This is a genomic window from Nesterenkonia muleiensis (genome assembly GCF_003600155.1).
In the GTDB taxonomy this organism is placed as follows: domain Bacteria; phylum Actinomycetota; class Actinomycetes; order Actinomycetales; family Micrococcaceae; genus Nesterenkonia; species Nesterenkonia muleiensis.
Map to the genome: position 1 here is coordinate 38,830 of NZ_QWLD01000040.1, position 20,581 is coordinate 59,410.

A 20,581-nucleotide genomic window follows, 5' to 3' on the forward strand; every position below is an offset into this window, starting at 1 on the left:
AGGGCCGTACGTGAACGCCGAGCAGCCGCGAACGCTTTTCACCATCCACGGTGAGGCGATCATCGGCCCCACCGGCCGGCCTAAGCATGACTTCCCGGACCCGGCGCCCCTGCAGAGCCACGGGCCGGCCAGGGTGATCGCGGTGGTCAACCAGAAGGGCGGGGTCGGCAAGACCACCTCCGCGATCAACCTTGGCGCCGCGCTCGCCGAGTACGGTCGCAAAGTCCTGATGGTGGACTTCGACCCGCAGGGTGCGCTTTCGGCCGGTTTCGGCGCGAACCCGCATGACCTGGAGACCAGCGTCTACAACGTCCTCATGGAGAAGAGCGTGACCGTCGCAGACGCCCTGGTCTCCACCCATGTGCCCGGAGTGGATCTGCTGCCGGCCAATATCGACCTCTCCGCCGCCGAGGTCCAACTGGTCACCGAGGTAGGCCGTGAACAGGTGCTTGAGCGCGCGCTGCGCCCGGTCCGCAACGACTACGACGTGATCATCATCGACTGCCAGCCCTCCCTGGGTCTGCTGACCGTCAACGCGCTGACCGCAGCCCACGGGGTCATCATCCCGCTGGTGGCCGAGTTCTTCGCCCTGCGCGCAGTAGCTCTGCTCAAGGACACCATCGAGAAGGTCCAGGACCGGATCAACCCGGATCTGGAGATCGACGGGGTGCTGGTCACCATGGTCGATCTGCGCACCACCCACGCCAAAGAGGTGATCCAGCGAATCGTAGAGGCCTTCGGAGACAAGGTGTTCGAAACGGTCATCAAACGTTCGGTGAAGTTCCCCGACGCGACAGTGGCCGCCGAGCCGATCACCAACTACGCCGACAAGCACGACGGCGCCAAGGCCTACCGGCAGCTGGCCCGGGAGCTGATCGACCGCGGAGGCTCCCCCTGACCATGGGCCGCTCCGAGCCCGCCCTGGAAGAGACTTCGTCGGTCCCGGAAGCCGACGCGGGTTCCGGCGTCGTCGTACTCGGCGGCGGCGAGGAGGTCCGCTCTGGGTTCACCGTCTCGCTTGAGGGATTCGACGGACCGTTCGACCTGTTGCTGGGGTTGATCACCAAGCGCAAGATGGATGTCACCAAAGTCGCTTTGGCCGAGGTCACCGATGAGTTCATCACCTACGTGCGCACCCTCGACGCCCAGCGCGCTCTGGAGGAATCCTCCAACTTCGTGTTCGTGGCCGCCACCCTGCTGGACATGAAGCTGGTCCAGCTGCTGCCCGGCTCTGAGCTGGAGTCCCAGGAGGACATCTCCGCTCTGGAGGCCCGCGATCTGCTCTTCGCCCGGCTGCTGCAGTACAAGGCGTTCAAACAGATCGCCGAGCAGATGGGTGCCGCTGCCGCGGAGAACGCCGGCCGCTTCCCGCGCCGTCCCGGTGAACATCCGGATATGGCGGAGCTGCTGCCGGAATTGGTGTGGAACACCACTGCCGAGGACCTCAAGGCCATGGCCGAACGGGCGCTGCTGCGGCAGCAGAAGGAGCCCGACCATGTCGGTCTGGAGCACCTGCATGCCCATGCGGTCAATGTGCGCGAAGAGATGATGGCCATGACCGAGCAGCTGCGGGCTGCCGGCACCTGCGGCTTCCAGGAGTTGGTGGCGGATGCGGAGAACCGGCTGGTCGTCGTCGTGCGTTTCCTGGGCCTGCTGGAACTGTTCCGCGACCGCGCGGTGGAGTTCGACCAGAAAGTCCCGCTGGGAGAGCTGACCATCACCTGGTCGGGGCACGATGGTGCCGAGGGCGCGCTGGACCGCGCTGCCGAGGAATGGGACACCGAGGGCGGCGATGCTGATGCCAGCTCAGGAGGGGACAACCAGTGACCGAACAGCACACCGCCAACCCCGCTTTGGAGGAGGCTGACTCCAGTCACATGGTCTCCCACGAGGACTATCTGGCCGCCGTGGAGGCGGTGCTGATGGTCACCGAGGAGCCGGTAACCCCCGCTGAGCTCGCCACGGCGGTCAACCTGCCCCAGCACCAGGTCCTCGCGCTGCTGGACGAACTGCGAGCCGAAGCCGACGGCGTTCCGGAGAACTGGCCGGGGGAGGAGCAGTTCCGCAGTGCCCAGCCAATCCGGCAGCGCGGCTACGAGCTGCGGGAGGTCGGCGGGGGCTGGCGTTACTACTCCAGGGCCCGGTATGCCGAGCAGGTCTCAGCGTTCGTCCTGGGCGGCCAGACCTCCAGGCTGTCCCCGGCAGCTTTGGAGACCCTGGCCGTGATCGCCTACCGGCAGCCGGTGGCCCGGTCCGCGGTCTCCGCCATCCGCGGGGTCAACGTGGACGGGGTGGTGCGCACCCTGGTCCAGCGGGGCCTGCTGGACACCGCCGGCACTGACCCGGTCACCGGGGCCACGCTGTATGTCACCACTGCCCAGGTGCTGGAGCGGCTGGGCCTGGACAGCATCGAGGACCTGCCCAAGCTCTCACCCCACCTACCCGGCGTCGAGGACTTGGACGACGACGCTCAGCCCTGAGACACTGCCTCAACAGCATCTCCTCCCGCTCTGTCAGGGGGCATGCGTCGTAGGGCTTTCGACTCTTCGTAGGGCTATAGGTCCACGCACAACCGAAAGCGCCACGAAAAGTGGCTGGAGCCGAGCAGAGCTCCGGCCGGGGGAAGAGCTCGCTGTGCGGGAGACTCACCCGGCAGGCGATAGGATTGTATGCATGACTTTTTCGGGGAAGGGCGGCAGGAAGCAGCCGCCACCGCGGGCCACCCGGGCCGCTCGCACCCCCAGACCAGGCTCCGACGGCGGACCGTTCGCCGAGGCCAAGCCCGAACGGCTCATCTCTGCTGAACCCAGACCGGTCAAGATCCGCGCCGATGAGGCCGAGGCGAACTTCAAGGCGGTGCATCAGGAGGACGGAGTCCGGCTGCAGAAGGTCCTGGCGCAGGCAGGAGTGGCCTCCCGCCGGGTCTGTGAGGATCTCATCGCCGAGGGCCGGGTCACGGTCGAGGGCAAGGTCATTGTTGAGCCCGGTCTCCGGGTGGATCCGGATGCGGTGGTCATCCATGTCGACGGTGTCCGTGTCACACTGAAGGTCGAGCACCGGTATGTGATGTTCAACAAGCCCGCCAAGGTGATGACCACCATGTCCGACCCTGAGGGCCGGCGCAGCATCGACGATTTCCTGGATGAGTCCATGCGCGCCGCCCGCTTAGTCCACGTGGGCCGCCTGGACTATGAGACCGAAGGGCTGCTGCTGCTGACCAACGACGGCGATCTGACCAATAAGCTCACCCACCCCCGTTATGAGGCGCCGAAGACCTATCTGGTGGAAGTCCAGGGGGAGCTGCCGGTCAAAACTGCTAAACGGCTGCAGTCCGGCATCGAGCTCGAGGACGGGCCGATCGCCGCCGACCGCTGCTGGGTGATGGGCTCCACCGGTTCCCGCACTATGGTCGAGGTGACCCTGCACTCTGGGCGCAATCGGATTGTGCGGCGCATGTTCGACCATGTCGGTTACCCGGTGACCCGCCTGGTGCGTACCGCCATCGGCAAGATCGTCATCGGCGACCAGCCCCAGGGCACCCTTCGTGACCTGGAGCTGCAGGAGATCGGCCACCTCAAAGACCTCGCCAGCGCAGCGGCAGGAGGTCAGTGACCCATGTTCGCCTCGAGAAAAGTGCCCATCCTGATCCGCGGCACCGGACTGCTCGGCGCCAGCATCGGACTGGGACTGAGCGCGGCCGGGCACCAGGTATGGCTCTCCGACCCCTCACCCACCGCAGAGCGGATCGCCGAGGACATCGGCGCCGGAGAAATCTGGGGCCGGCAGGGTGGACAAGGTGAAGAGGACGGGCTGATCGTCGTCGTCGCCTCACCGCCTGAGGTCACCGCCCACGAGGTCGCTGAGGCGCTGCTGAATCACCAGGGTCTTGTGGTCGACATCGCCTCGGTCAAGGCCGAGATCATCCGCCAGCTGCTTCGGCGCGCCGAGGACGACGCCGACCCTCTGACCCGTGAGCACCTGAGACGCTATGTGGGCACCCACCCGATGGCCGGACGTGAGCAGTCCGGGCCGGTGGCCGCGCGCGGAGAGTTGTTCACCTCCATGCCGTGGGTGATCTGCCCGGCGGTGGACCCCGGCACCGGTGAGCAGATCACCGACGAGGGTTTCGTGGAGCTGGCCACCTGGCTTGCCCGCACCCTGGGCGCCAGTGTGCACCGGATGGACGCGGTCAAACATGACGAATCGGTCGCGCTGATCTCGCATCTGCCGCAGATCGCCGCCTCCCTGGTGGCCTCACGTCTGCAGGACGCTCCGGCCAATGCGCTGGTCCTGAGCGGCAACGGGCTGCGGGATGTCACCCGGATCGCCGCCTCTGATCCGAATCTATGGGTCCAGATCCTTTCGGCCAACGCTTCACCGGTGGTGGAGATCCTCTACGGGCTGCGTGAGGACGTCGAACGGCTGATCGGCACCCTGGAGGACCCGGAAGCACGCGGTGGGCAGGCAGATATCGCCCAGCTGATCGCTGAGGGCAACTCCGGGGTGGCGCGGGTGCCCGGCAAGCACGGCGCACCACCACAGTCCTTCGCGCCACTGACTGTTATCGTGGACGACCGGCCGGGCCAGATCGCCGCGGTGCTGAATGACGTCGCCGAGGTCGGAGTCAACGTCGAAGACCTGCGCATGGAGCACTCGGCCGGCCACCAGGTGGGTATGGTGGAGCTGTCAGTGCTTCCCGGCCGCCGCGATGAGCTGGCCGAGGCGCTGACTGATATGGGATGGAAGGTAGTTCTTTCGTGAGCACACACACTGATGAGGCTCAGCCAGACGCTGAGCAGAGCCTGAGCCGGATGGTGATCGCTGTCGACGGGCCCTCAGGCTCCGGAAAGTCAAGCGTCTGCCGGGCCGCCGCCACCCAGCTGGGTGCCGCATATTTGGACACGGGTGCCATGTACCGTGCTGCCACCTGGTACTGCCTGGACCAGCAGGTGGACCTTGATGACGAGGATGCCGTGGCCGTAGCAGTGGAGGAGCTTCCGCTGAACATCTCCACCGATCCTCAGCATCAGGTGGTCACCGTGGGGCAGACCGACGTCACCGCCGGGATCCGGGAACCACATATCTCCGAGAAAGTCTCCGAGGTGGCCACCAACCGCAAAGCCCGGGCACTGCTCATCGCTGCCCAGCGCCGGATCATCGACAAAGAAGGCTTCATCGTGGCCGAGGGCCGGGACATCACCACCGTGGTGGCCCCCGATGCACAGGTCAGAGTGCTGCTGACCGCCACCGCGGAGGCCCGCCTGCGCCGCCGCGGCACTCAGCTGGGCGGCACCCAGAACCCTGAGGCGCTGAAGCGGCAGGTGCTTGAACGCGATAAGAAGGATTCGGCGGCGTCGAACTTCACCGAGGCCGCCGACGGCGTGGCAGTGCTGGACTCCTCCGACCTCAGCTTCGATGAGACCGTCGATTCGCTCATCGGACGGGTCCAGCTCACCCGGGAAGCCCGGGTCTGATGGCGCAGGACAGCCAAGGCGCCGGGGAGGAGTACCTGCCCGCCGGAGAGGATGCGAAGTTCACCCAGCGGCTGGCCGAGATCAGTGAGGAGGAGGCCGAAGCCCGGGCGGCAGCGCTGCGTGCCGGCCTTGAGGGCTACGACCTCGACGAGGAGGACACCGCCCTGCTGGCGGTCGATGACGACGGCGCAGATGCGTTTCCCTCTGTGCCGGCACCGCCGGTGCTGGCCATTGTGGGGCGGCCCAATGTGGGCAAATCCACCCTGGTCAACCGGATCATCCGATCGCGTGAAGCGGTGGTGGAGGACGTGCCCGGGGTGACCCGTGACCGGGTGACCTATCCGGCGGAGTGGAACGGCCGGGACTTCACCCTGGTCGACACCGGTGGTTGGGAGGCCGATGCCAAGGGCCTCCACAAGCGGGTGGCCGAACAGGCTGAGCTGGCGGTGGAAGAGGCCGATGCGGTGGTCTTCGTGGTTGATGGTCTGGTCGGTGCCACCGCGGTGGATGAGGCCGTGGTGAAGATGCTGCGCCGGAAGAAGAAGCCGGTGCTGCTGGTGGCCAACAAGATCGACTCCGCCGTCCAGATGTCCGAGGTCTACCCGCTGTGGAACCTGGGCCTGGGAGAGCCCTACCCGGTCTCCGCACTGCACGGGACCGGCACCGGTGACCTGCTCGACGCCGCGCTGAAGCACCTGCCGGAGACGGCCCAGCACGGGGGACTGGTGCCTGTGGGCGGACCCCGCCGGGTGGCCCTGGTCGGGCGGCCGAATGTGGGTAAGTCCTCGCTGCTGAACAAGATCGCAGGCGCTGACCGGGTGGTCGTCGACAATGTCGCAGGCACCACCCGGGATCCGGTCGATGAGCTGGTGAGTCTCGGCGGTGACCAGTGGCGTTTTGTGGACACCGCGGGGATCCGGCGTCGTCAGCATATGGCCTCGGGTTCGGAGTACTACGCGATGCTGCGCACCCAGCGGGCTCTGGACAAGGCCGAGGTGGCGGTGGTGCTGTTGGCGGTGGATGAGCCGATCAGTGAGCAGGACATTCGGATCGTGCAGATGGCACTGGATGCCGGCCGGGCACTGGTGCTGGCCTACAACAAGTGGGACTTGCTCGATGAGGAGCGCCGCTACTACCTGGAGCGGGAGATCGAGCGTGATCTGGCGCATGTGGCCTGGGCGCCTCGGGTCAATGTCTCCGCCCAGACCGGCTGGCACAAGGACAAGCTGGCTCCGGCGCTGCAGCGCTCGCTGACCAACTGGGAGCAGCGGATCCCCACCGGCAGGCTCAACGCTTTCCTGGGGGAGCTGGTGGCCGCTCATCCGCACCCGGTGCGCAGCGGCAAGCAGCCGCGGATCCTCTTCGGCACCCAGCCCTCGACCCGTCCGCCGAAGTTCGTGCTGTTCACCACCGGCTTCCTGGATCCCGGCTACCGGCGGTTCATCGTGCGCCGGTTACGCGAGACCTTCGACTTCACCGGCACCCCATTAGAGGTGCAGATGAGAGTCCGCGAGAAGCGCAAGCGGCGCTGAGCAGGCCCCTCCTCAGCCGCTCAGCAGTCCCCGGACTCTGCCCAGGGACCCCATGGGTCTCCGGGCTCCTGGTTCCGGCTGTACCACTGGGCGGTGTAGACGGTGCCGCCGTGGACCACAGTCTCGCCCCCGGTGAATTCGGTGCTGGCCGCCCAGGCGGGGTAGGTGCCGGCTTCGCATTCGGTGGGCGCGCCGATCTCTGACCAGGCGCTCCACGGGGAGGCGCCGGGCTCCTGGTTCTGGGTCCACCACAGGGCTTCGAAGAGGCGGCCCTCATGCTCCACAGTCTCCCCGCCGGTGTAGGCCGTACCGGCGTCCCAGATCTCGTGCTCAGGCTCTGCGGGGAGTACCGTCACGGTGAAAGACTGGGAGTTGGCTGGCCACACGACGGCTTGGAAGGGTGGTCTCACATGCACCATGAGGGTGTGCTCGCCAGGCTCCAAGTACTCCACGGTGAGCGCTCCGGTGTAGGGATTTCCTCGGTTGAGCCGGACGGCCTCGGTGAGTGGGGTGGTCAGGGTCTGGTCGTCGGCGTAGTAGACATAGGCGTCGAGGGTGCCGAGGTTGTTCACCGGGTGGTTGCCGGTGACCTCCGCGGAGAGCTCAAGGGGCTCTCCCTCTTCGATGGTGGAAGGAGCATCGACCGAGACCTCCTGGATCTCGTAGTTCATGTCTTCTGGCCCGAGCACGGTCCACTGGCCAGTCCTGCCTTCGGCCTCCTCGTAGAGCTCTGTGCCGGTAAAGACCAGGTCAAGATGGTATTGGCCGATGGGAAGGGCCACGTCAAGGTCGAAATTGGCGATCCTGAAATGGGGAGTTCCGGCGCTCTCTTCGATGAACCAATCGTCGCTTGAGCCCAGAAGGTTCTCCCGGTCGGCATCGGTGCTTGCATAGACCTCTACACGGCCATCAGGCATCGGCAGATCGTGGATCCCCTCGGAGTCAGCCACGTACAGCCGTGCGTTGACGTAGAAAGTCTCGCCCTCCAACACTCGAGTGGGTCCACCGCCGGTCTGCAGGCGCAGCACCGAATGCGGAGGATCCACATTCGCAGGGTCTTCGGAAGGTGCCTCCTGTGTCACCTCCTCGGTGACAGCGTCGCTGAGTTCTCGGTCAGGTTGTTCATCGGCATAGGCCGCTGGGGTGAATCCGGCGGCGAGCAGAGCGGCGGCGAGCAGTAGCGCAGTCAGGCTGCGGTTGGTCGATGACATCTGATTGGTGTCCTCACAGTGGAGTGAACAGGGCCGTAGCATGTGCGCACAACGCTACACGATAGTTGTGTTTCGCAACTGTTTCAGAGGATATCAAATGTAACATGCGTCACATTTACTGTCAGTCAAAGAGGGCGGACTCGATGCTGCGGGTGATTGAGGCCAGGGAGTCCCAGCTGGAGCCCTGGCTGAGGATCGTCAGCACATAGGTGCCTGAGGGGTGGTAGACGATGGCGGTGTCGTGCAGGTTGCCGCTGATGAACCCTGGTTTGTTCAGCACCTGACCCGCAGAGCCGGCGGGAATGCCTTGGCGGTGGATATTCGAGGCCAGGGCGCTGCGCAGGCTCTCATGGCCCGAACCGCTCATCGCCATGGTGCCTGCGGCCAGGTTGGTCATGAACCTGGTCAGGTCCAGGGCGTTGGTGCGGATCCCCCCTTCGCCGCCGCCGGTGCTGCTTGCACCCATGGCAGCCGCATCCGAATAGATCGTTCCCCAACCGATCTCCGGGCCGAGCTTCTCCGGGCAGGGGTTGTCGCTGAGCACGATCATGTCGTGGAAGCACTGGGCCAGATCCCGTCCGCCGAGCACCATGTCATCCCAGCTGCGGGAACCGGCTTCGACCTGGCGAATGATGCTGTAGGCCACCAGGACCTTGTAGGTGCTGGCGGTGACGAAGGAATCAGCCCCACCTGTGGAACCGCTGCGGCTCTGGCCGCCGACCTCCTGCAGGCTGATGGAGATTCTGCCCGGATGAGAGTTGGCCAGGTCGGCCAGGTAGGCGTCGAGGTCGCCGGTGTAGGTGGGGTTGTTGGGCTCTGCGGGGGGATCGGGCGGGACGGTCTCCTGGGTCGGTTCGTCTTCTGGGATATCCGGCTCAGCCTGCTCCTCGGCCTGCTGCTCCGCCTCATCCTCCCCCCGGGGCGCCTCATCCTCTTCCACCTCGGCCTGCCGCCGATCTTCTGCCTCGACTTCGGCCTCGCGCCGTTGCCTCTCCTGGGCCGTTTCATGGGCGCGGGTCAGGGAATCCGCCCAGTCTTCCAGGCGCTGCTGGTGTGATGAGCGCTGCTCAGCGTGGTCCTCAGGTCCGGCGTCTGCTTGGTCCGGGGCGTCGTCTGCATCCGGTTGCTCGAGCTGCCCTGCTGTGCCGAGTTCCTCCGGAGCGGGGTGGTTCTCGAGGACGCGGTGGACCACCACCTCGGCGGCGTCTCGCATAGTGCTCTCGGCAGTGTTCTGCACAGCCGTAGGCAGAGCATGGGCGGCGCTGACCGGTTCGATGTCGGCAGGCTCGGGAGAGTGGAAGTTGGGTGCGCATCCGGAGGCCAGCAGCGCCGCAGTCAGCGCGGCCACGGAGAGCCGTCCGGGCACACCCGCAATCAGGGGAAGGCGCGAGTGCATAGGGCCACCGTATCTAGGGCATGCTGCGTGCGACGGTATTTCCGTGGTGCCGAAGGGTTACGTTTTCATCACGGGGGCTCTCCAGTGGGGTGCGTGGGGGCTTCGGCGATGATGTAGACTGTTCCGGTGCTTCGGACGGTTCTGCCGGTCCTCGGAGCATGATCACGGGCTATAGCGCAGCTTGGTAGCGCGCTCGTCTGGGGGACGAGAGGTCGTGGGTTCAAATCCCGCTAGCCCGACCGTATGGTGTTAGGACTGTGGTGAAGCCTGTCTGACAAGGTATCTTAGTCTCCTTGGAACTATTTCTACCAAAGGAGCGTCATGAGCATCATCGGCTGGATTGTCCTCGGTTTGATCGCAGGATCCATTGCCCGTGCAATTCTTCCCGGCAAGCAGTCCGGAGGATGGATCGTCACTCTGATCACCGGTGTTTTCGGTGCACTGGTCGGAGGATGGATCGCTTCGGCCATCTTCGGCGTCAACGTCAATGAGGCCTTCTTTGACATCGGGACATGGCTTTTCGCCATCCTTGGCGGTTTGATCGTCTCGTTCATCTGGCGAGCCATCACCCGGGGGAGAACAGCATGAGGCTGTTGAGCTGATAAAGCGATGTTGAGGGTCCCACACCGCTTCGGTGTGGGACCCTCACGCATGTCCCCAGGACCGGCAACTCCCACAGGCACGTAGGCGGCGGACCAGACTGTGCGCTAGCCGTGTTAGGCCAGACCGGGGGAGAGGTCCTGGGTTCCGATGACAGAGAGCATCGCAAGTGCCTCTGCGTTCTCGGTGCCCAACGCGGGGGTGAACCACAGCAGGCGCTGTCGGCCGTCTTCGCTGAAGAGATTGAGACAGTCCACTTCTATGAGCCCAAGAGTGGGGTGGTTGATGCGTTTTTGATCGTTGCGGCGGAAGGCGACGTCGTGCTCAGCCCAGAGCGCTGCGAATTCCTCCGAGGTTGCGAGCAGCTCTTCGATCATCGCTGCGGCTTCAGTGTCACGAGCGTCGCGGGCAGCAGCCGCGGCCCGCAGATCAGCGGTGAAGGCGCGGGACTGCGCTTGGTGGTCCTCCTCGGGGTAGAGGCGCCGGGCGTCGTCGTCGGTGAACCATCGGTAGAGGAAGCTAGCTCGTTTGCCCTGGAACGCGGACTGATCACCGACCAGCGCGATGGCAAGCGGATTCTGGATCAGTGTGATGTGGAGGTCGGTGATGACCTGTGCGGGTGTGGACGGCATGCGGTTGAGCAGGTCCAGCATGCCGGGATGAACGTGAGCCGCGGTGCCGGATTGGGCCGGGAGCGGTCGATCAGCGAGGTGGAACAGGTAGTCGCGCTCATCCTGGGTGAGTCTGAGGGCGCGGGCGAGTGCGGCGAGCATCTGCTCCGAGGGCTGGGAGCCTGCGCCGCGCTCCAGCTCGTTGTAGTAGTCGACCGAGGCTCCGGCCAGTTGTGCGACCTCGTCGCGACGCAAACCGGGGACCCTGCGCCTGGGGCCGGAGAGGAACCCGACATCCTCGGGGCGGATGCGTTCGCGTCGGGACCGCAAAAACGCCCCGAGTTCGTGGTATTTGTGGGTGTTCATGTCTCTAGTATGTGGTTGGTGGGGTTCTGGAGACAGGGGATGATATCCCCTGGTTACCCTCGAAGGTGAGGCTCATAGTGGTGGATATGACAAACACCAACACCACCACTACCACCACTACTACTTCTGCTGCTGTGGGAGACACAGCGGCCCCCAAGGTCGCGATCGTCACCGGAGGCTCACGCGGTATCGGCAGCGCAGTCTCGAAAAGACTCGCCGCTGAAGGATTCACCGTCGTGGTCAACTACGCAGGCAACGCCGCGGCAGCCGAGGACACGGTCGCCGCGATCGCTGTCGGTGGCGGCACGGCCATCGCCGTTCAAGCCGATATCGCCGATGAACACCAAGTCGCCGCGCTCTTCGACCGCACCGAAGAACAATTCGGCGGTATCGACGCGGTGGTCAACGCTGCTGGACGCATGGCCCTGTCCCCGATCGCTGAGTTGGACCTGCAACAGCTCGATGATCTGCACCGCACCAACATCCGTGGCACCTTCGTCATCGCCCAGCACGCCGCACGCCGCTTACGCCGCGGCGGGGCCTTCATCGGATTCTCCACCACCATCGTCACCACCCAGTTCCCCACCTACGGGGCCTACGCCGCCAGCAAAGGGGCGGTGGAGGCGATGATCCTGATCCTGGCCCGGGAACTGCGTGGTCGTGACATCACCGTCAACGCGGTCGCGCCCGGGCCCACCGCCACCGACCTGTTCCTCAAGGGCAAAACCCCAGAACAAGTCGACGCCCTGGCCAAGAATCCGCCCCTGGAACGACTCGGCACCCCTGAGGACATTGCCAACGTCATCGCCTTCCTCACCGGACCCGAGGGCCGCTGGATCAACGGCCAAATACTCCGCGCCAACGGCGGCATGGCCCAATAACACCTAGCAGCCAGATCTGGCACTGGGTTCAGGGAGGTGGAACGGGATATGGATCGGCCTCGGTTTCGGGACCGTTATCTGGCGCGTGCTCGAACAGTGGAGTGGTCTGCTCTCCAACATCGTCATTATGCTCGTGCTGATGGTCCGGTTCATTCCCATCCGAATATCCAAGCGCAGAAGAGGACAATCCGGCAACGTTCAATAAAGACCTGAGTGCCACTGTCACAGTGGAAGCCAGAGAGTACAGCAGGTCAGATTGTCGCTGGTTCCTTCATCAGCTACACGAGACCCTAATGTGATCGCGCCAGATGAACCCACGACAACGAGGCAGCGATCAGGACAAATGCAGCACCCACCCACAGCGACACCTGGAACAACACAGCCCAGAGGTCTAAAAAAGTCTCCATGACCTGACACTATGCCTCACCGAGGTGGATGGGCGCGGACCAGCACCCACTTACGCACAGGGCGCATTTATATGTCCGAAAAGGAGACTATGCCCTTGCAGCCTTGGTCAACTTCATACTGAGATCCCGCCCTGGCAATCGCCGGGGGAGGGTGCGAGCATAGCGAACTTTGACTTGGCGGCCATCTGTGACTAATGTGATGGCAGTCACACTATGTGTACGTCGGTGACCGCGCTTGATTGGAGCCAATGCCCACTGGAGCGCCTGGAGCCGACATAACTGAATAGGGCCGAAGCGACGTCAGCACAACGGTGTGTATCCGCAATGGTGCGGCGTGCCTCAGGCCCAGCAACTTGCCCTGTTTTCGCAAGTTGCAGTGAAAAGGAGCCCCGCCAGAGAGACTCGGCGGTGCTCCTTTCCTTTTCGCGGACCGCAGGGGCTGCTTGCGCCCGAGAGTCTTGACCTTTACCTTCCGACGTGCCTGGCATGGACCGGGATGGGGCGGCGTCCGACACGGGAGGCACGCAGGCCATTGCCGATGACGACGACCTCCGTGACTTCATGGACCAGCACCACCGCGGCCAAGCCCAGTACGCCGAACAGGGCCAAAGGGAAGAGAACTGCGATGATCGCCAGGGCCAGGGCGATGTTAGCTGTCATGATCGCCCGCCCGCGGCGGGCGTGGGCCAGGGCATCGGGGATCAGGCGCAGGTCGTGACCGGTGAAAGCAACATCGGCGGATTCCACCGCGGCGGCAGACCCGGTAGCCCCCATAGCGATGCCGACGGTGGATGAGGCCAGGGCAGGAGCGTCGTTGATGCCATCGCCGATCATGGCGGTCGGCCCCTGTTCCACGGCTTGGCGCACGTAGTTGGCTTTGTCGGAGGGCAACTGTTCGGCGTAGACCGTCTTGATCCCGGCCTTGGCAGCGATCGCTCGGGCGGTCAAGGTGTTATCGCCAGTCAGCATCACCGTAGTTATACCCTGAGCATGCAATGAGGCGATGGCTTCGGCTGCTTCGGGACGTAGCTCGTCCCGGATGCCGATCACCCCCGCCACCTGAGCCTCGATCTCCACGACGATGCTGCTCATGCCTTCGGCGGCCATTGCCTCGACCTGATCGCTGAGGGACTGAGGGTCGATCCAGCGAGGACTGCCCACCCGGATGTGCTGTCCTTCAACGGTTCCGGTCAGACCATGGCCGGGATGCTCTTGCACGTCGTCTGCATCGGGACACTCGGAGGCGGCGGCCAGGATGGCTGTGGCGAGGGGGTGGCTGCTCGTTGCCTCCAGCGCTGCCGCGAGCTTGAGCACCTCGCCTTCGGTGCGGCCGAGAGCAGCGTGGGTGGCGACGACCCGGGGCCGGTTGCGCGTCAGCGTTCCTGTCTTGTCAAATGCCACGGTGTCGATAGTGCCGAGCTGTTCGAACGCCGCACCGGATTTGATGATCACCCCGAACTTACTGGCCGAGCCGATCGCGGAGACCACTGTGACGGGCACTGCGATCGCCAGTGCACATGGCGAGACCGCCACCAGCACCACCAGGGCGCGTTCGACCCACGTGTCTGGATCGCCGATGACGAACCCGAAGACCGCGATCAGCGCTGCGGCGATCAGTACTGCCGGCACCAGGGGGCGGGCGATCCGGTCAGCCAGCCGAGCCCGTTCACCCTTGGCGGCATGAGCTTGCTCGACCAGGTGCACGATCGTGGTCAATGAGTTGTCCCGCCCATCGGCGGTGGCCTCGAACGTCAGGGTTCCTGAGCCGTTCACTGATCCGGCCAGCACCTGGTCCCCGGGACCGACCTCGATGGGGATCGATTCTCCGGTGATCACCGAGGAATCCACCCAGGAGCGGCCCGTCACGACCACCCCGTCGGTCGCGATGCGCTCACCGGCACCGGCGATCAGGAGGTCGAGTTTGTGGACCTGTGCGGCCTGGATCACGTGCTCACCGGAAGCGCGTGAGACCCGGGCGGTCTCAGGAATCAGCGAGAGCAGCGCCCGCAGACCCTGTTCGGCGCGGTTCATCGCCCGGTCCTCGAGAGTCTCGGCAAGGGAGAACAAAAACGCCAACGCCGCGGCTTCACCCACATGCCCCAGCAGCACCGCTCCGGTGGCGGCGATCGTCATCAACAGACCGACACCCAGCCGGGCTCGTCCGCGTCCGCTGAGGAGCCGGCGCAGCGCGCTGGGGGCGAAGGTCCAGGCGCCAGCCGAGAGCCCCAGCACATGCGCGGTCACCGCGAGGGTTTCTTGCCCGGCCCATTCCAGACTCAGGCCCGTTATCCACCACACACCAGAGGCCACCGGCAGGGTCAGGACCCGGTCGCACCACCACGGCACTGGCTGATCATGGCCTCCAGCACCTCGGTGGGCTCGATTGCCGGAGGAGGAGGTGCCGCAGCAGTCATCGGTTGCCGGGGCCGGGGCGATCACCTCCAGCGGAGGGCCGGGCGCGGAGCGTTCACGGCTCACCGCGCTCCCTGAGTCTCGGTGACCGTGGCCCCCTGCGCACCGGGATCGCAGCACATGGGCACATCACAGTCTGCCTGCATGCACGGTACCCCGTCATCGACCGCGAGGACCACATCAACCAGCGTTCCAAGCGCATGCCTCAGATGCGGATCCGCGATCTCATACCGAGTCTTGCGGCCCTCCGGAGCGGCGACCACAATTCCACAGCCACGCAGGCAGGCGAGATGATTCGACACATTCGTTCGCGATAAGTCCAGATCACGTGCCAGCTGTGCCGGATATCCCGGCTCGGCAAGTAGGGCCAGCAGAATCCGCGACCGCGTCGGATCGGCCATCGCTCTACCCAGCCGGTTCATTGCCTCCACCCGAGAAGATATAGTCAGCATACAGTGACTATACACTGAATGCTGACCTATCCGTTGCGGGTCTGCTCGGCTTGATCGACCAGGCTGAGAGGTGAAGCCCTTTGCCCAGGATTGTCCCAATGACTCATTGGCGAGCGAGACGGCGGACCATTTCCTGGGCGACAAGTTCGGTTCGTGAAGTAGCTTTCGAACGTTTGAGCATGGTGCCAACGTGGACGGCGATGGTTCGTTCGCTCAAACCGAGATGTTCTGCGATACGCCGATTTCCCCATCCCTCGACCAGAAGATCCAGAACTTTTCGCTGAGATGGGGTGACCATCAGCGGACCGACACTACTGATCGTTTCATGCTCAACGGTGTTCAGGACACGCCCCGGCCAGGCTTTGAGAAGGTGACGTGCCTGTTGCAGTTCAGTCAGGGCTGATAGCTTTCTCTCTTCCTTGAGGTGCACGCGTGCCACGAGCAGATGCTGGCGAGCTCTGTTGACCTGGTAAACACCGCTGGGTGATGCGTCGAGTATTCGGCGATCTTGCGCTCTTCCCTCTGCCTCGCGGAGCGTTGCTTCGACGATTAGGGGATACCCATAATGACGCTGTGCGTGATGGTTGAGGTCTTCGCCGTGATCTGGCAGAGCGCGGCTGATGAAATGCCGCACTTCGTCCGGACCGCATCCGGCTTCCAGGCCAATGAGCCCTGCTTGCAGAGCGCGATGAGAACGGGTGGCATGTTCTTCTGTGGTGACACAGCGCACGTAGGAATCCAGTGCCGAACGAACTGCTCCCGCTCCTGCCGCGGCGGCTATCACCCCGCCGAGATATCCGTAGAGCCGCACCCAGGGGATGCTTACCGCAGTCGTTGCCCTGAGCGCCTTGCGTCCGAACCACCGGGCGTAGCCGTCCCAGCCTCGCTCCCAGGCCAGCAGCGCCGCCTTGGACCAGACACCGACCTGTTCATCCCGCGGCAGCTCAGCATTCTCAGAAAGCCGGGCATAATCCCAGCCACGCTCCCACTGGCCAGTAAGAAACGCGAGATCAATGGCTTGGCGCACCAGTGTCCCCTGATATGAGAACTTCTGCGCCACGGTCCGCGCCCAGGAGACCCTGGACCAGGCTTCAACCTCCACGGGGCTTTCATGAAGACGGCCGCTCAGAGCCTTGATATGAACAACGAGGATATTCGACACGGCTCGGGAACGGACCTCTTCCAATTCTGGGTCCCGGTCCTCCACCAGCTGCTCAAGGACCGCGAGGCACGCCGCGGTGTTCTCTGGAGCCCTGTCCAGCAGCGCCTGTGAGGTGGCTAGACTGACCCGGGCGTGTGCGACGGCGCGTCTGAACTCCACCGAGTCTTCGGTAAGCTCCTTCGCTAGCGACAGACATCGCTCTGCCGCCTCTGCCGCCTCGGACTGCAGCTCGGCACGTACCAGTGCCACAGACCGCCAGGCTTCCACTTCCGCCTTCAGACTAGCGTCACTCTCAGCGAGTTCAGCGGCGCGTTTCAGCGCCACCCAGGTTCGGTGTCTGTCACCCGATAACCAGGCAGTATTGCTCTGCTCCAACAGTTGCCGACACTCCATCATGTGAGTTCAGCCTACCGGAGGCATCTACGTCATTATGACTAGGCATCTGGTGCGCGGATCAGGTCAGACTGACAGATTATGAACGCGCTCCACGCTAATTCGCTCACCAGGGCCTTCGCCACGAGAGGTTCTGGCACCCGGGTAGCCCTCGACTCGGTAAACCTCACGCTGCCTGAAGGCAGAGTGCACGCGCTTCTGGGCCCTAACGGGGCAGGCAAGACCACCCTGTGCCGAATCGCCTCGACCGTCCTGCTGCCGACTTCAGGTACGGCTCACATACTGGGGCACGACGTCGTCACCGAGGCACGGGCAGTGCGCCGTCTGATCGGCATAGTCTTCGGCGGAGACAGAGGACTCTACGACCGGCTCACCGCCCAGGAGAATCTGCAGTTTTGGTGCAGTATGCACGGCTTGAAACGTCGAGAGACCAAGGTCCGTACGTCAGAGCTTCTGGAGCGGCTAGGTCTTGCCCCGCGCCGAGCTGACCGTGTTGAAACATTCAGCCGTGGGATGAAGCAACGGCTCCACCTGGCCCGAGGGCTGGTGTCTGACCCTGAACTGCTCATCCTTGACGAGCCGACTGTGGGAATGGACCCCATCTCCGCCCGGGAGTTCCGCCATCTCATCACAGGGCTCAGGGATGAAGGGCGCACTGTGCTGCTGACCACTCATGACCTGGCTGAGGCCGAAGCACTGGCTGAGACGGTGACCATGATCGACCAGGGCACCATCCTGAGGCATGTGGACAGTCCTCCAGAAGCCGGAACCCTGGAGCCCCTCTACTTCGACCTGCTTGGGCGGGTCGAAGACGGCACAGCACGGGGCATGGACCTATGAGTGCTAGGGCACCAGAACCCGCAAGTGATCGGCCTCTGGACCCAGAATCACCGGTTGCCGAACCGAAGAGCCCGATTCCCGGTGCGGGCGAGCGAATCAGAGCACTGCTGTTCGTCGTCGTCGCCAGTTTCTGCCTGCAGCTGCGACAGATGCGCGGAAATGCGGACTGGATGATGCCGCTGATCACCACTCCGCTGCTGACCATCGTCTTCGTGACCATCTTCCTGCACGCCGGGAGGCTGGAGCTGGTCAGCTATGCTGTGCTGGCCCCGGCTATGATGGCCATGTGGTCCACTTCGCTGATGAGTGCCGGTGAGCTGATCTCCAGCGAGCGGGAGAACGGATCCCTCGAAGGGCTCATTGCGGCCCCGGCACCATTCGGGTTGGTCCTCTTCGGTCGGATCGCGGCAGTCACCACGCTCTCACTGGCAGGATTCGCCGAGGCATGGGTGACGGGGAGCCTGCTCATCGGCGAACCTGTGCCCATTGCCCAACCATGGCATTTCAGCGCGGCGGTGCTGGTGACAGTCCTGGCCATGACCTGCTGGGCAGGTGTGATGTCCAGCCTCTTCGTGCTGGCACGTTCGGCGAGGATCTTTCAGAACTCCCTGAGCTACCCGTTCTTCGTCCTGGGTGGGGTGCTGGTTCCGGTCTCCATGCTGCCGGTGTGGGTCGAAGTGCCTTCGCGTCTGGTCTTCCTCTCCTGGTCCTCGGATTTGCTCCGCGATTCCATGGCCCCTGTAGCGGTAGATGACCTCCTGCTCCGGCTGGGCACCATCACCCTGTTGGGGCTGATCGGACTCGGTCTCAGCCTCTTCCTTCTGGATCGAACCCTGAAAAGAGTGCGAACGACGGGGAGGCTGACTCATGCTTAGCACGGTACTGGCAGCCGCGCGAGTCGCCCGGGCCGATCTCAAGGTCATCTATACGCCCATGACCTGGACCTTCGGGTGGTTGGGCAGGATCCTGGCTCAGGTCATCTTCTTCGCCGTCATCGGAGTTCTCCTGGAGGACCCCGACGCCCTGGTCTATTTGTTCGTCGGACAGGCCGTCATGGTCGCCGTGGTGGAAGTCTTCATGTCTCTGGCCTCCACCACCTGGGAACGCGGGGCGGGAACTCTGCCGCTGCTGATCGCGGCACCGGGCCCGCTGTGGCCAGTGTTCTTCGGCCGCTCCCTGCAGTGGATACCAAGTGGTGTGGCGACGTCGTGCGTGGCGTTGTTCGCACTGGGCCCGATTCTCGGGATCTTCTGGGAACCTGGTCTGGCTCTTCTCGCGGTGCCGGTTCTGCTGGTCACCGTTGTGTCGATGTATGCCATGGCATTGGCTCTTGCTGCGGTGGTGCTCCGGGCGCCGCGGTGGAGGAACGTCACCTCGAACATCGCCCATATCCTGGTGATGCTGCTGTGCGGGGTCACCGTCCCTGCGCCAATCTGGCCACACTGGATCCAGATGGTTGGTCAGCTGATCCCGCTGACCCATGGTTTGGAGATCATCCGTGGACTGCAGGCCAGCTACCTGGGCTGGGATCTAGGGACCGCAGCTGTGCTCCTAGTGGGCACTGGGCTTCTGTGGGCGCTGGGTGCTGCAGCGGCCTTCACCCTGTTCGGAGAGGCTGGCCGAAGGGATGGGAGTATCAGTTTCGCAGACTAGTCCAGCTCGCAGAGCCGAGAAAGTGTCTGAGACGTCCTCGATCGCTAGGGCACATCCTCAGCCCGGCCAGAGGATCCGGAAAATGGCCGCAGCCTTTCAGGTCAAAAAGGTGCGCAGCTGGAACGCCTCTGATCGGTAGGCGATGAGTGGCAGGTCTGTGCTGACCCGCTAGCGCAGATCCGGCTCACTTGCTCGTTCCACTTGTCAGGCTGTGTGGGTGTTGAGGCCACGGTCCTGACTACAATAGTGATCCATCTATGGCGAAGAAGAGACTGTCGGATACGCGAGTTGTCCTGACCTCAACAGTGGTGAGCGTATTTGATGTGTCGTTCAATGCGTTGGTGGCGATTGTCACCGGCAGCACGGTCATGCTTTCGCAAGCACTGCAGGGGTTGAGCGACATGATGACGGGGATAGTGCTCTTCGTCGGGGTCAAAAGGTCCAAGCGGCGGCCGGATCCCCAGTTTCAATTCGGCTACGGCCGCGAAGTGTTCTTTTGGGCGATGATCGCGGGCATTATCATGTTCGGTGGTACCGGCCTGGCATCAGTCTATTTCGGCTATCAGCAATTTACTCGGCCGGAGCCGGTCGATAACGTCTGGTTAGCGTTTCTCGTGCTGGCTTTCGGCTTTTGCACGAATGCGTATGCGTTGAGCTTGAGTTTCAGGCGGCTTCGTCAGGGTGGCGGCACAGAAGGCTGGCTCAGACGCCTGCGCCGCTCGAGTCTGATCGAGACGAAAGCTACCTTTTTGTTGGATTCTATCGGTACAACGGCCACCGGCATTGGCATTATTGCGCTTCTGCTCTTCGCGCTCACAGGAGACAGCCGCCTGGACGGCGCAGGCGGATTAGCCATCGGGATGACGATGATGTTCGCCGCGATACTCCTGATTCTCGATGTTCGCGGTTTGATCGTCGGCAGAGGCGCGGGGCAGACCACCTCGAAGAGAATCATCGACGTCGCAGAAAGCGTCACGAATGTGCGCAGCGTCCTCGATCTGCGAACGATGTACCTCGGGTCAGACAAGCTGCTGGTCATCCTGGAGGTGCATCTGGAGGACGGGCTGGACACCGATACGATTGAAGAGCTCATCGACACCATCAAACGCACTGTCACCATAGCGGTGCCGTCGGTTCACCGTATTCAGGTTGAGGTCGAAACGCCAGATGAGGAGCTCAGTGATGTGTAGT

The 20,581-nt window shown here is 63.9% G+C and carries 20 protein-coding genes and 1 tRNA gene; 15 read left to right on the forward strand and 6 right to left on the reverse strand.

Annotated features, from left to right (window positions below):
- The first annotated feature begins 10 nt into the window (after positions 1–10).
- From DVO78_RS11225 to der, 7 genes are all read left to right on the forward strand, one after another.
- Positions 11–898 carry a ParA family protein gene (locus DVO78_RS11225; protein ID WP_120004996.1) on the forward strand — a complete coding sequence of 296 codons (888 nt, stop codon included), beginning with the start codon at positions 11–13 and terminating at the stop codon, positions 896–898.
- 2 nt (positions 899–900) lie between these two features.
- The gene (locus DVO78_RS11230) at positions 901–1,827 is read left to right on the forward strand and encodes a segregation and condensation protein A (protein ID WP_120004997.1); all 927 of its coding nucleotides are present in this window, start codon (positions 901–903) and stop codon (positions 1,825–1,827) included.
- A complete protein-coding gene (scpB, locus tag DVO78_RS11235) occupies positions 1,824–2,480 on the forward strand; it encodes an SMC-Scp complex subunit ScpB (protein WP_238385265.1) in 657 nt (218 codons plus the stop codon). Before DVO78_RS11230 ends, scpB begins: the two co-directional genes overlap by 4 nt.
- A gap of 193 nt (positions 2,481–2,673) precedes the next feature.
- Positions 2,674–3,612, forward strand: coding sequence for a pseudouridine synthase (locus DVO78_RS11240; RefSeq protein WP_120004998.1), 939 nt, complete (start codon positions 2,674–2,676; stop codon positions 3,610–3,612).
- 3 nt (positions 3,613–3,615) lie between these two features.
- Entirely contained in the window at positions 3,616–4,761 is a 1,146-nt protein-coding gene (locus tag DVO78_RS11245) for a prephenate dehydrogenase (protein WP_120004999.1), read from the forward strand.
- A gap of 50 nt (positions 4,762–4,811) precedes the next feature.
- Positions 4,812–5,474 (forward strand): (d)CMP kinase, encoded by a 663-nt coding sequence (cmk, locus tag DVO78_RS11250; RefSeq protein ID WP_120005360.1) that lies wholly within the window; start codon positions 4,812–4,814, stop codon positions 5,472–5,474.
- Complete coding sequence (gene der / locus DVO78_RS11255) at positions 5,474–7,006, forward strand: ribosome biogenesis GTPase Der (protein ID WP_120005000.1); 1,533 nt, start codon at positions 5,474–5,476, stop codon at positions 7,004–7,006. The genes cmk and der overlap by 1 nt, the downstream gene beginning before the upstream one ends.
- A gap of 20 nt (positions 7,007–7,026) precedes the next feature.
- On the opposite strand, the gene DVO78_RS11260 is transcribed toward der, so the two are convergent.
- Positions 7,027–8,217 (reverse strand): carbohydrate-binding protein, encoded by a 1,191-nt coding sequence (locus DVO78_RS11260; RefSeq protein ID WP_157984001.1) that lies wholly within the window; start codon positions 8,215–8,217, stop codon positions 7,027–7,029.
- A gap of 121 nt (positions 8,218–8,338) precedes the next feature.
- Positions 8,339–9,613, reverse strand: coding sequence for a serine hydrolase (locus DVO78_RS11265; RefSeq protein ID WP_120005002.1), 1,275 nt, complete (start codon positions 9,611–9,613; stop codon positions 8,339–8,341).
- Between the two features lie 165 nt (positions 9,614–9,778).
- On the opposite strand from DVO78_RS11265, the gene DVO78_RS11270 reads away from it, so the two are divergent.
- Positions 9,779–9,852, forward strand: a tRNA-Pro gene (locus tag DVO78_RS11270).
- Positions 9,853–9,934: 82 nt separating this feature from the next.
- Positions 9,935–10,201, forward strand: coding sequence for a GlsB/YeaQ/YmgE family stress response membrane protein (locus DVO78_RS11275; protein WP_120005003.1), 267 nt, complete (start codon positions 9,935–9,937; stop codon positions 10,199–10,201).
- Positions 10,202–10,329: 128 nt separating this feature from the next.
- Here the strand turns inward: DVO78_RS11275 and DVO78_RS11280 are convergent, their stop codons facing one another.
- Positions 10,330–11,190, reverse strand: a complete 861-nt coding sequence (locus DVO78_RS11280) for a helix-turn-helix transcriptional regulator (protein WP_120005004.1) — start codon at positions 11,188–11,190, stop codon at positions 10,330–10,332.
- An 86-nt stretch (positions 11,191–11,276) separates the two neighbouring features.
- Here DVO78_RS11280 and DVO78_RS11285 point away from each other — a divergent pair, with 86 nt between their 5' ends.
- Entirely contained in the window at positions 11,277–12,071 is a 795-nt protein-coding gene (locus DVO78_RS11285) for an SDR family oxidoreductase (RefSeq protein ID WP_120005361.1), read from the forward strand.
- A gap of 872 nt (positions 12,072–12,943) precedes the next feature.
- Here the strand turns inward: DVO78_RS11285 and DVO78_RS11290 are convergent.
- The 3 genes from DVO78_RS11290 to DVO78_RS11300 form a co-directional block, all read right to left on the reverse strand.
- A complete protein-coding gene (locus DVO78_RS11290; protein ID WP_238385295.1) occupies positions 12,944–14,611 on the reverse strand; it encodes a heavy metal translocating P-type ATPase in 1,668 nt (555 codons plus the stop codon).
- A 341-nt stretch (positions 14,612–14,952) separates the two neighbouring features.
- On the reverse strand, positions 14,953–15,342 hold the full coding sequence (gene cmtR, locus DVO78_RS11295; protein WP_120005005.1) for a Cd(II)/Pb(II)-sensing metalloregulatory transcriptional regulator CmtR: 390 nt from the start codon (positions 15,340–15,342) through the stop codon (positions 14,953–14,955).
- Between the two features lie 103 nt (positions 15,343–15,445).
- Complete coding sequence (locus DVO78_RS11300) at positions 15,446–16,444, reverse strand: response regulator transcription factor (RefSeq protein WP_157984002.1); 999 nt, start codon at positions 16,442–16,444, stop codon at positions 15,446–15,448.
- A gap of 9 nt (positions 16,445–16,453) precedes the next feature.
- Here DVO78_RS11300 and DVO78_RS17570 point away from each other — a divergent pair, with 9 nt between their 5' ends.
- The 5 genes from DVO78_RS17570 (at position 16,454) to DVO78_RS11320 (ending at position 20,580) form a co-directional block, all read left to right on the forward strand.
- Entirely contained in the window at positions 16,454–16,615 is a 162-nt protein-coding gene (locus tag DVO78_RS17570; RefSeq protein WP_157984003.1) for a hypothetical protein, read from the forward strand.
- Positions 16,616–16,978: 363 nt separating this feature from the next.
- Positions 16,979–17,737, forward strand: coding sequence for an ABC transporter ATP-binding protein (locus DVO78_RS11305; RefSeq protein WP_120005007.1), 759 nt, complete (start codon positions 16,979–16,981; stop codon positions 17,735–17,737).
- Positions 17,734–18,612, forward strand: a complete 879-nt coding sequence (locus DVO78_RS11310; RefSeq protein ID WP_120005008.1) for an ABC transporter permease — start codon at positions 17,734–17,736, stop codon at positions 18,610–18,612. Before DVO78_RS11305 ends, DVO78_RS11310 begins: the two co-directional genes overlap by 4 nt.
- Complete coding sequence (locus DVO78_RS11315; protein ID WP_120005009.1) at positions 18,605–19,390, forward strand: ABC transporter permease; 786 nt, start codon at positions 18,605–18,607, stop codon at positions 19,388–19,390. Before DVO78_RS11310 ends, DVO78_RS11315 begins: the two co-directional genes overlap by 8 nt.
- 257 nt (positions 19,391–19,647) lie before the next feature.
- Positions 19,648–20,580, forward strand: a complete 933-nt coding sequence (locus tag DVO78_RS11320; RefSeq protein WP_120005010.1) for a cation diffusion facilitator family transporter — start codon at positions 19,648–19,650, stop codon at positions 20,578–20,580.
- Position 20,581: the final 1 nt, after the last annotated feature.

What these genes read in the sequence shown, in the direction of transcription:
- DVO78_RS11230 (WP_120004997.1), top strand. Translation starts at nt 901, where the DNA reads ATGGGCCGCTCCGAGCCCGCCCTGGAAGAGACTTCGTCGGTCCCGGAA.
- DVO78_RS11240 (WP_120004998.1), top strand. Translation starts at nt 2,674, where the DNA reads ATGACTTTTTCGGGGAAGGGCGGCAGGAAGCAGCCGCCACCGCGGGCC.
- DVO78_RS11245 (WP_120004999.1), top strand. Translation starts at nt 3,616, where the DNA reads ATGTTCGCCTCGAGAAAAGTGCCCATCCTGATCCGCGGCACCGGACTG.
- cmk (WP_120005360.1), top strand. Translation starts at nt 4,812, where the DNA reads ATGGTGATCGCTGTCGACGGGCCCTCAGGCTCCGGAAAGTCAAGCGTC.
- der (WP_120005000.1), top strand. Translation starts at nt 5,474, where the DNA reads ATGGCGCAGGACAGCCAAGGCGCCGGGGAGGAGTACCTGCCCGCCGGA.
- DVO78_RS11260 (WP_157984001.1), bottom strand. Translation starts at nt 8,217, where the DNA reads ATGTCATCGACCAACCGCAGCCTGACTGCGCTACTGCTCGCCGCCGCT.
- DVO78_RS11265 (WP_120005002.1), bottom strand. Translation starts at nt 9,613, where the DNA reads ATGCACTCGCGCCTTCCCCTGATTGCGGGTGTGCCCGGACGGCTCTCC.
- DVO78_RS11275 (WP_120005003.1), top strand. Translation starts at nt 9,935, where the DNA reads ATGAGCATCATCGGCTGGATTGTCCTCGGTTTGATCGCAGGATCCATT.
- DVO78_RS11280 (WP_120005004.1), bottom strand. Translation starts at nt 11,190, where the DNA reads ATGAACACCCACAAATACCACGAACTCGGGGCGTTTTTGCGGTCCCGA.
- DVO78_RS11285 (WP_120005361.1), top strand. Translation starts at nt 11,277, where the DNA reads ATGACAAACACCAACACCACCACTACCACCACTACTACTTCTGCTGCT.
- DVO78_RS11290 (WP_238385295.1), bottom strand. Translation starts at nt 14,611, where the DNA reads ATGACGATCGCCGCCACCGGAGCGGTGCTGCTGGGGCATGTGGGTGAA.
- cmtR (WP_120005005.1), bottom strand. Translation starts at nt 15,342, where the DNA reads ATGCTGACTATATCTTCTCGGGTGGAGGCAATGAACCGGCTGGGTAGA.
- DVO78_RS17570 (WP_157984003.1), top strand. Translation starts at nt 16,454, where the DNA reads ATGAAGACGGCCGCTCAGAGCCTTGATATGAACAACGAGGATATTCGA.
- DVO78_RS11305 (WP_120005007.1), top strand. Translation starts at nt 16,979, where the DNA reads ATGAACGCGCTCCACGCTAATTCGCTCACCAGGGCCTTCGCCACGAGA.
- DVO78_RS11310 (WP_120005008.1), top strand. Translation starts at nt 17,734, where the DNA reads ATGAGTGCTAGGGCACCAGAACCCGCAAGTGATCGGCCTCTGGACCCA.
- DVO78_RS11315 (WP_120005009.1), top strand. Translation starts at nt 18,605, where the DNA reads ATGCTTAGCACGGTACTGGCAGCCGCGCGAGTCGCCCGGGCCGATCTC.
- DVO78_RS11320 (WP_120005010.1), top strand. Translation starts at nt 19,648, where the DNA reads ATGGCGAAGAAGAGACTGTCGGATACGCGAGTTGTCCTGACCTCAACA.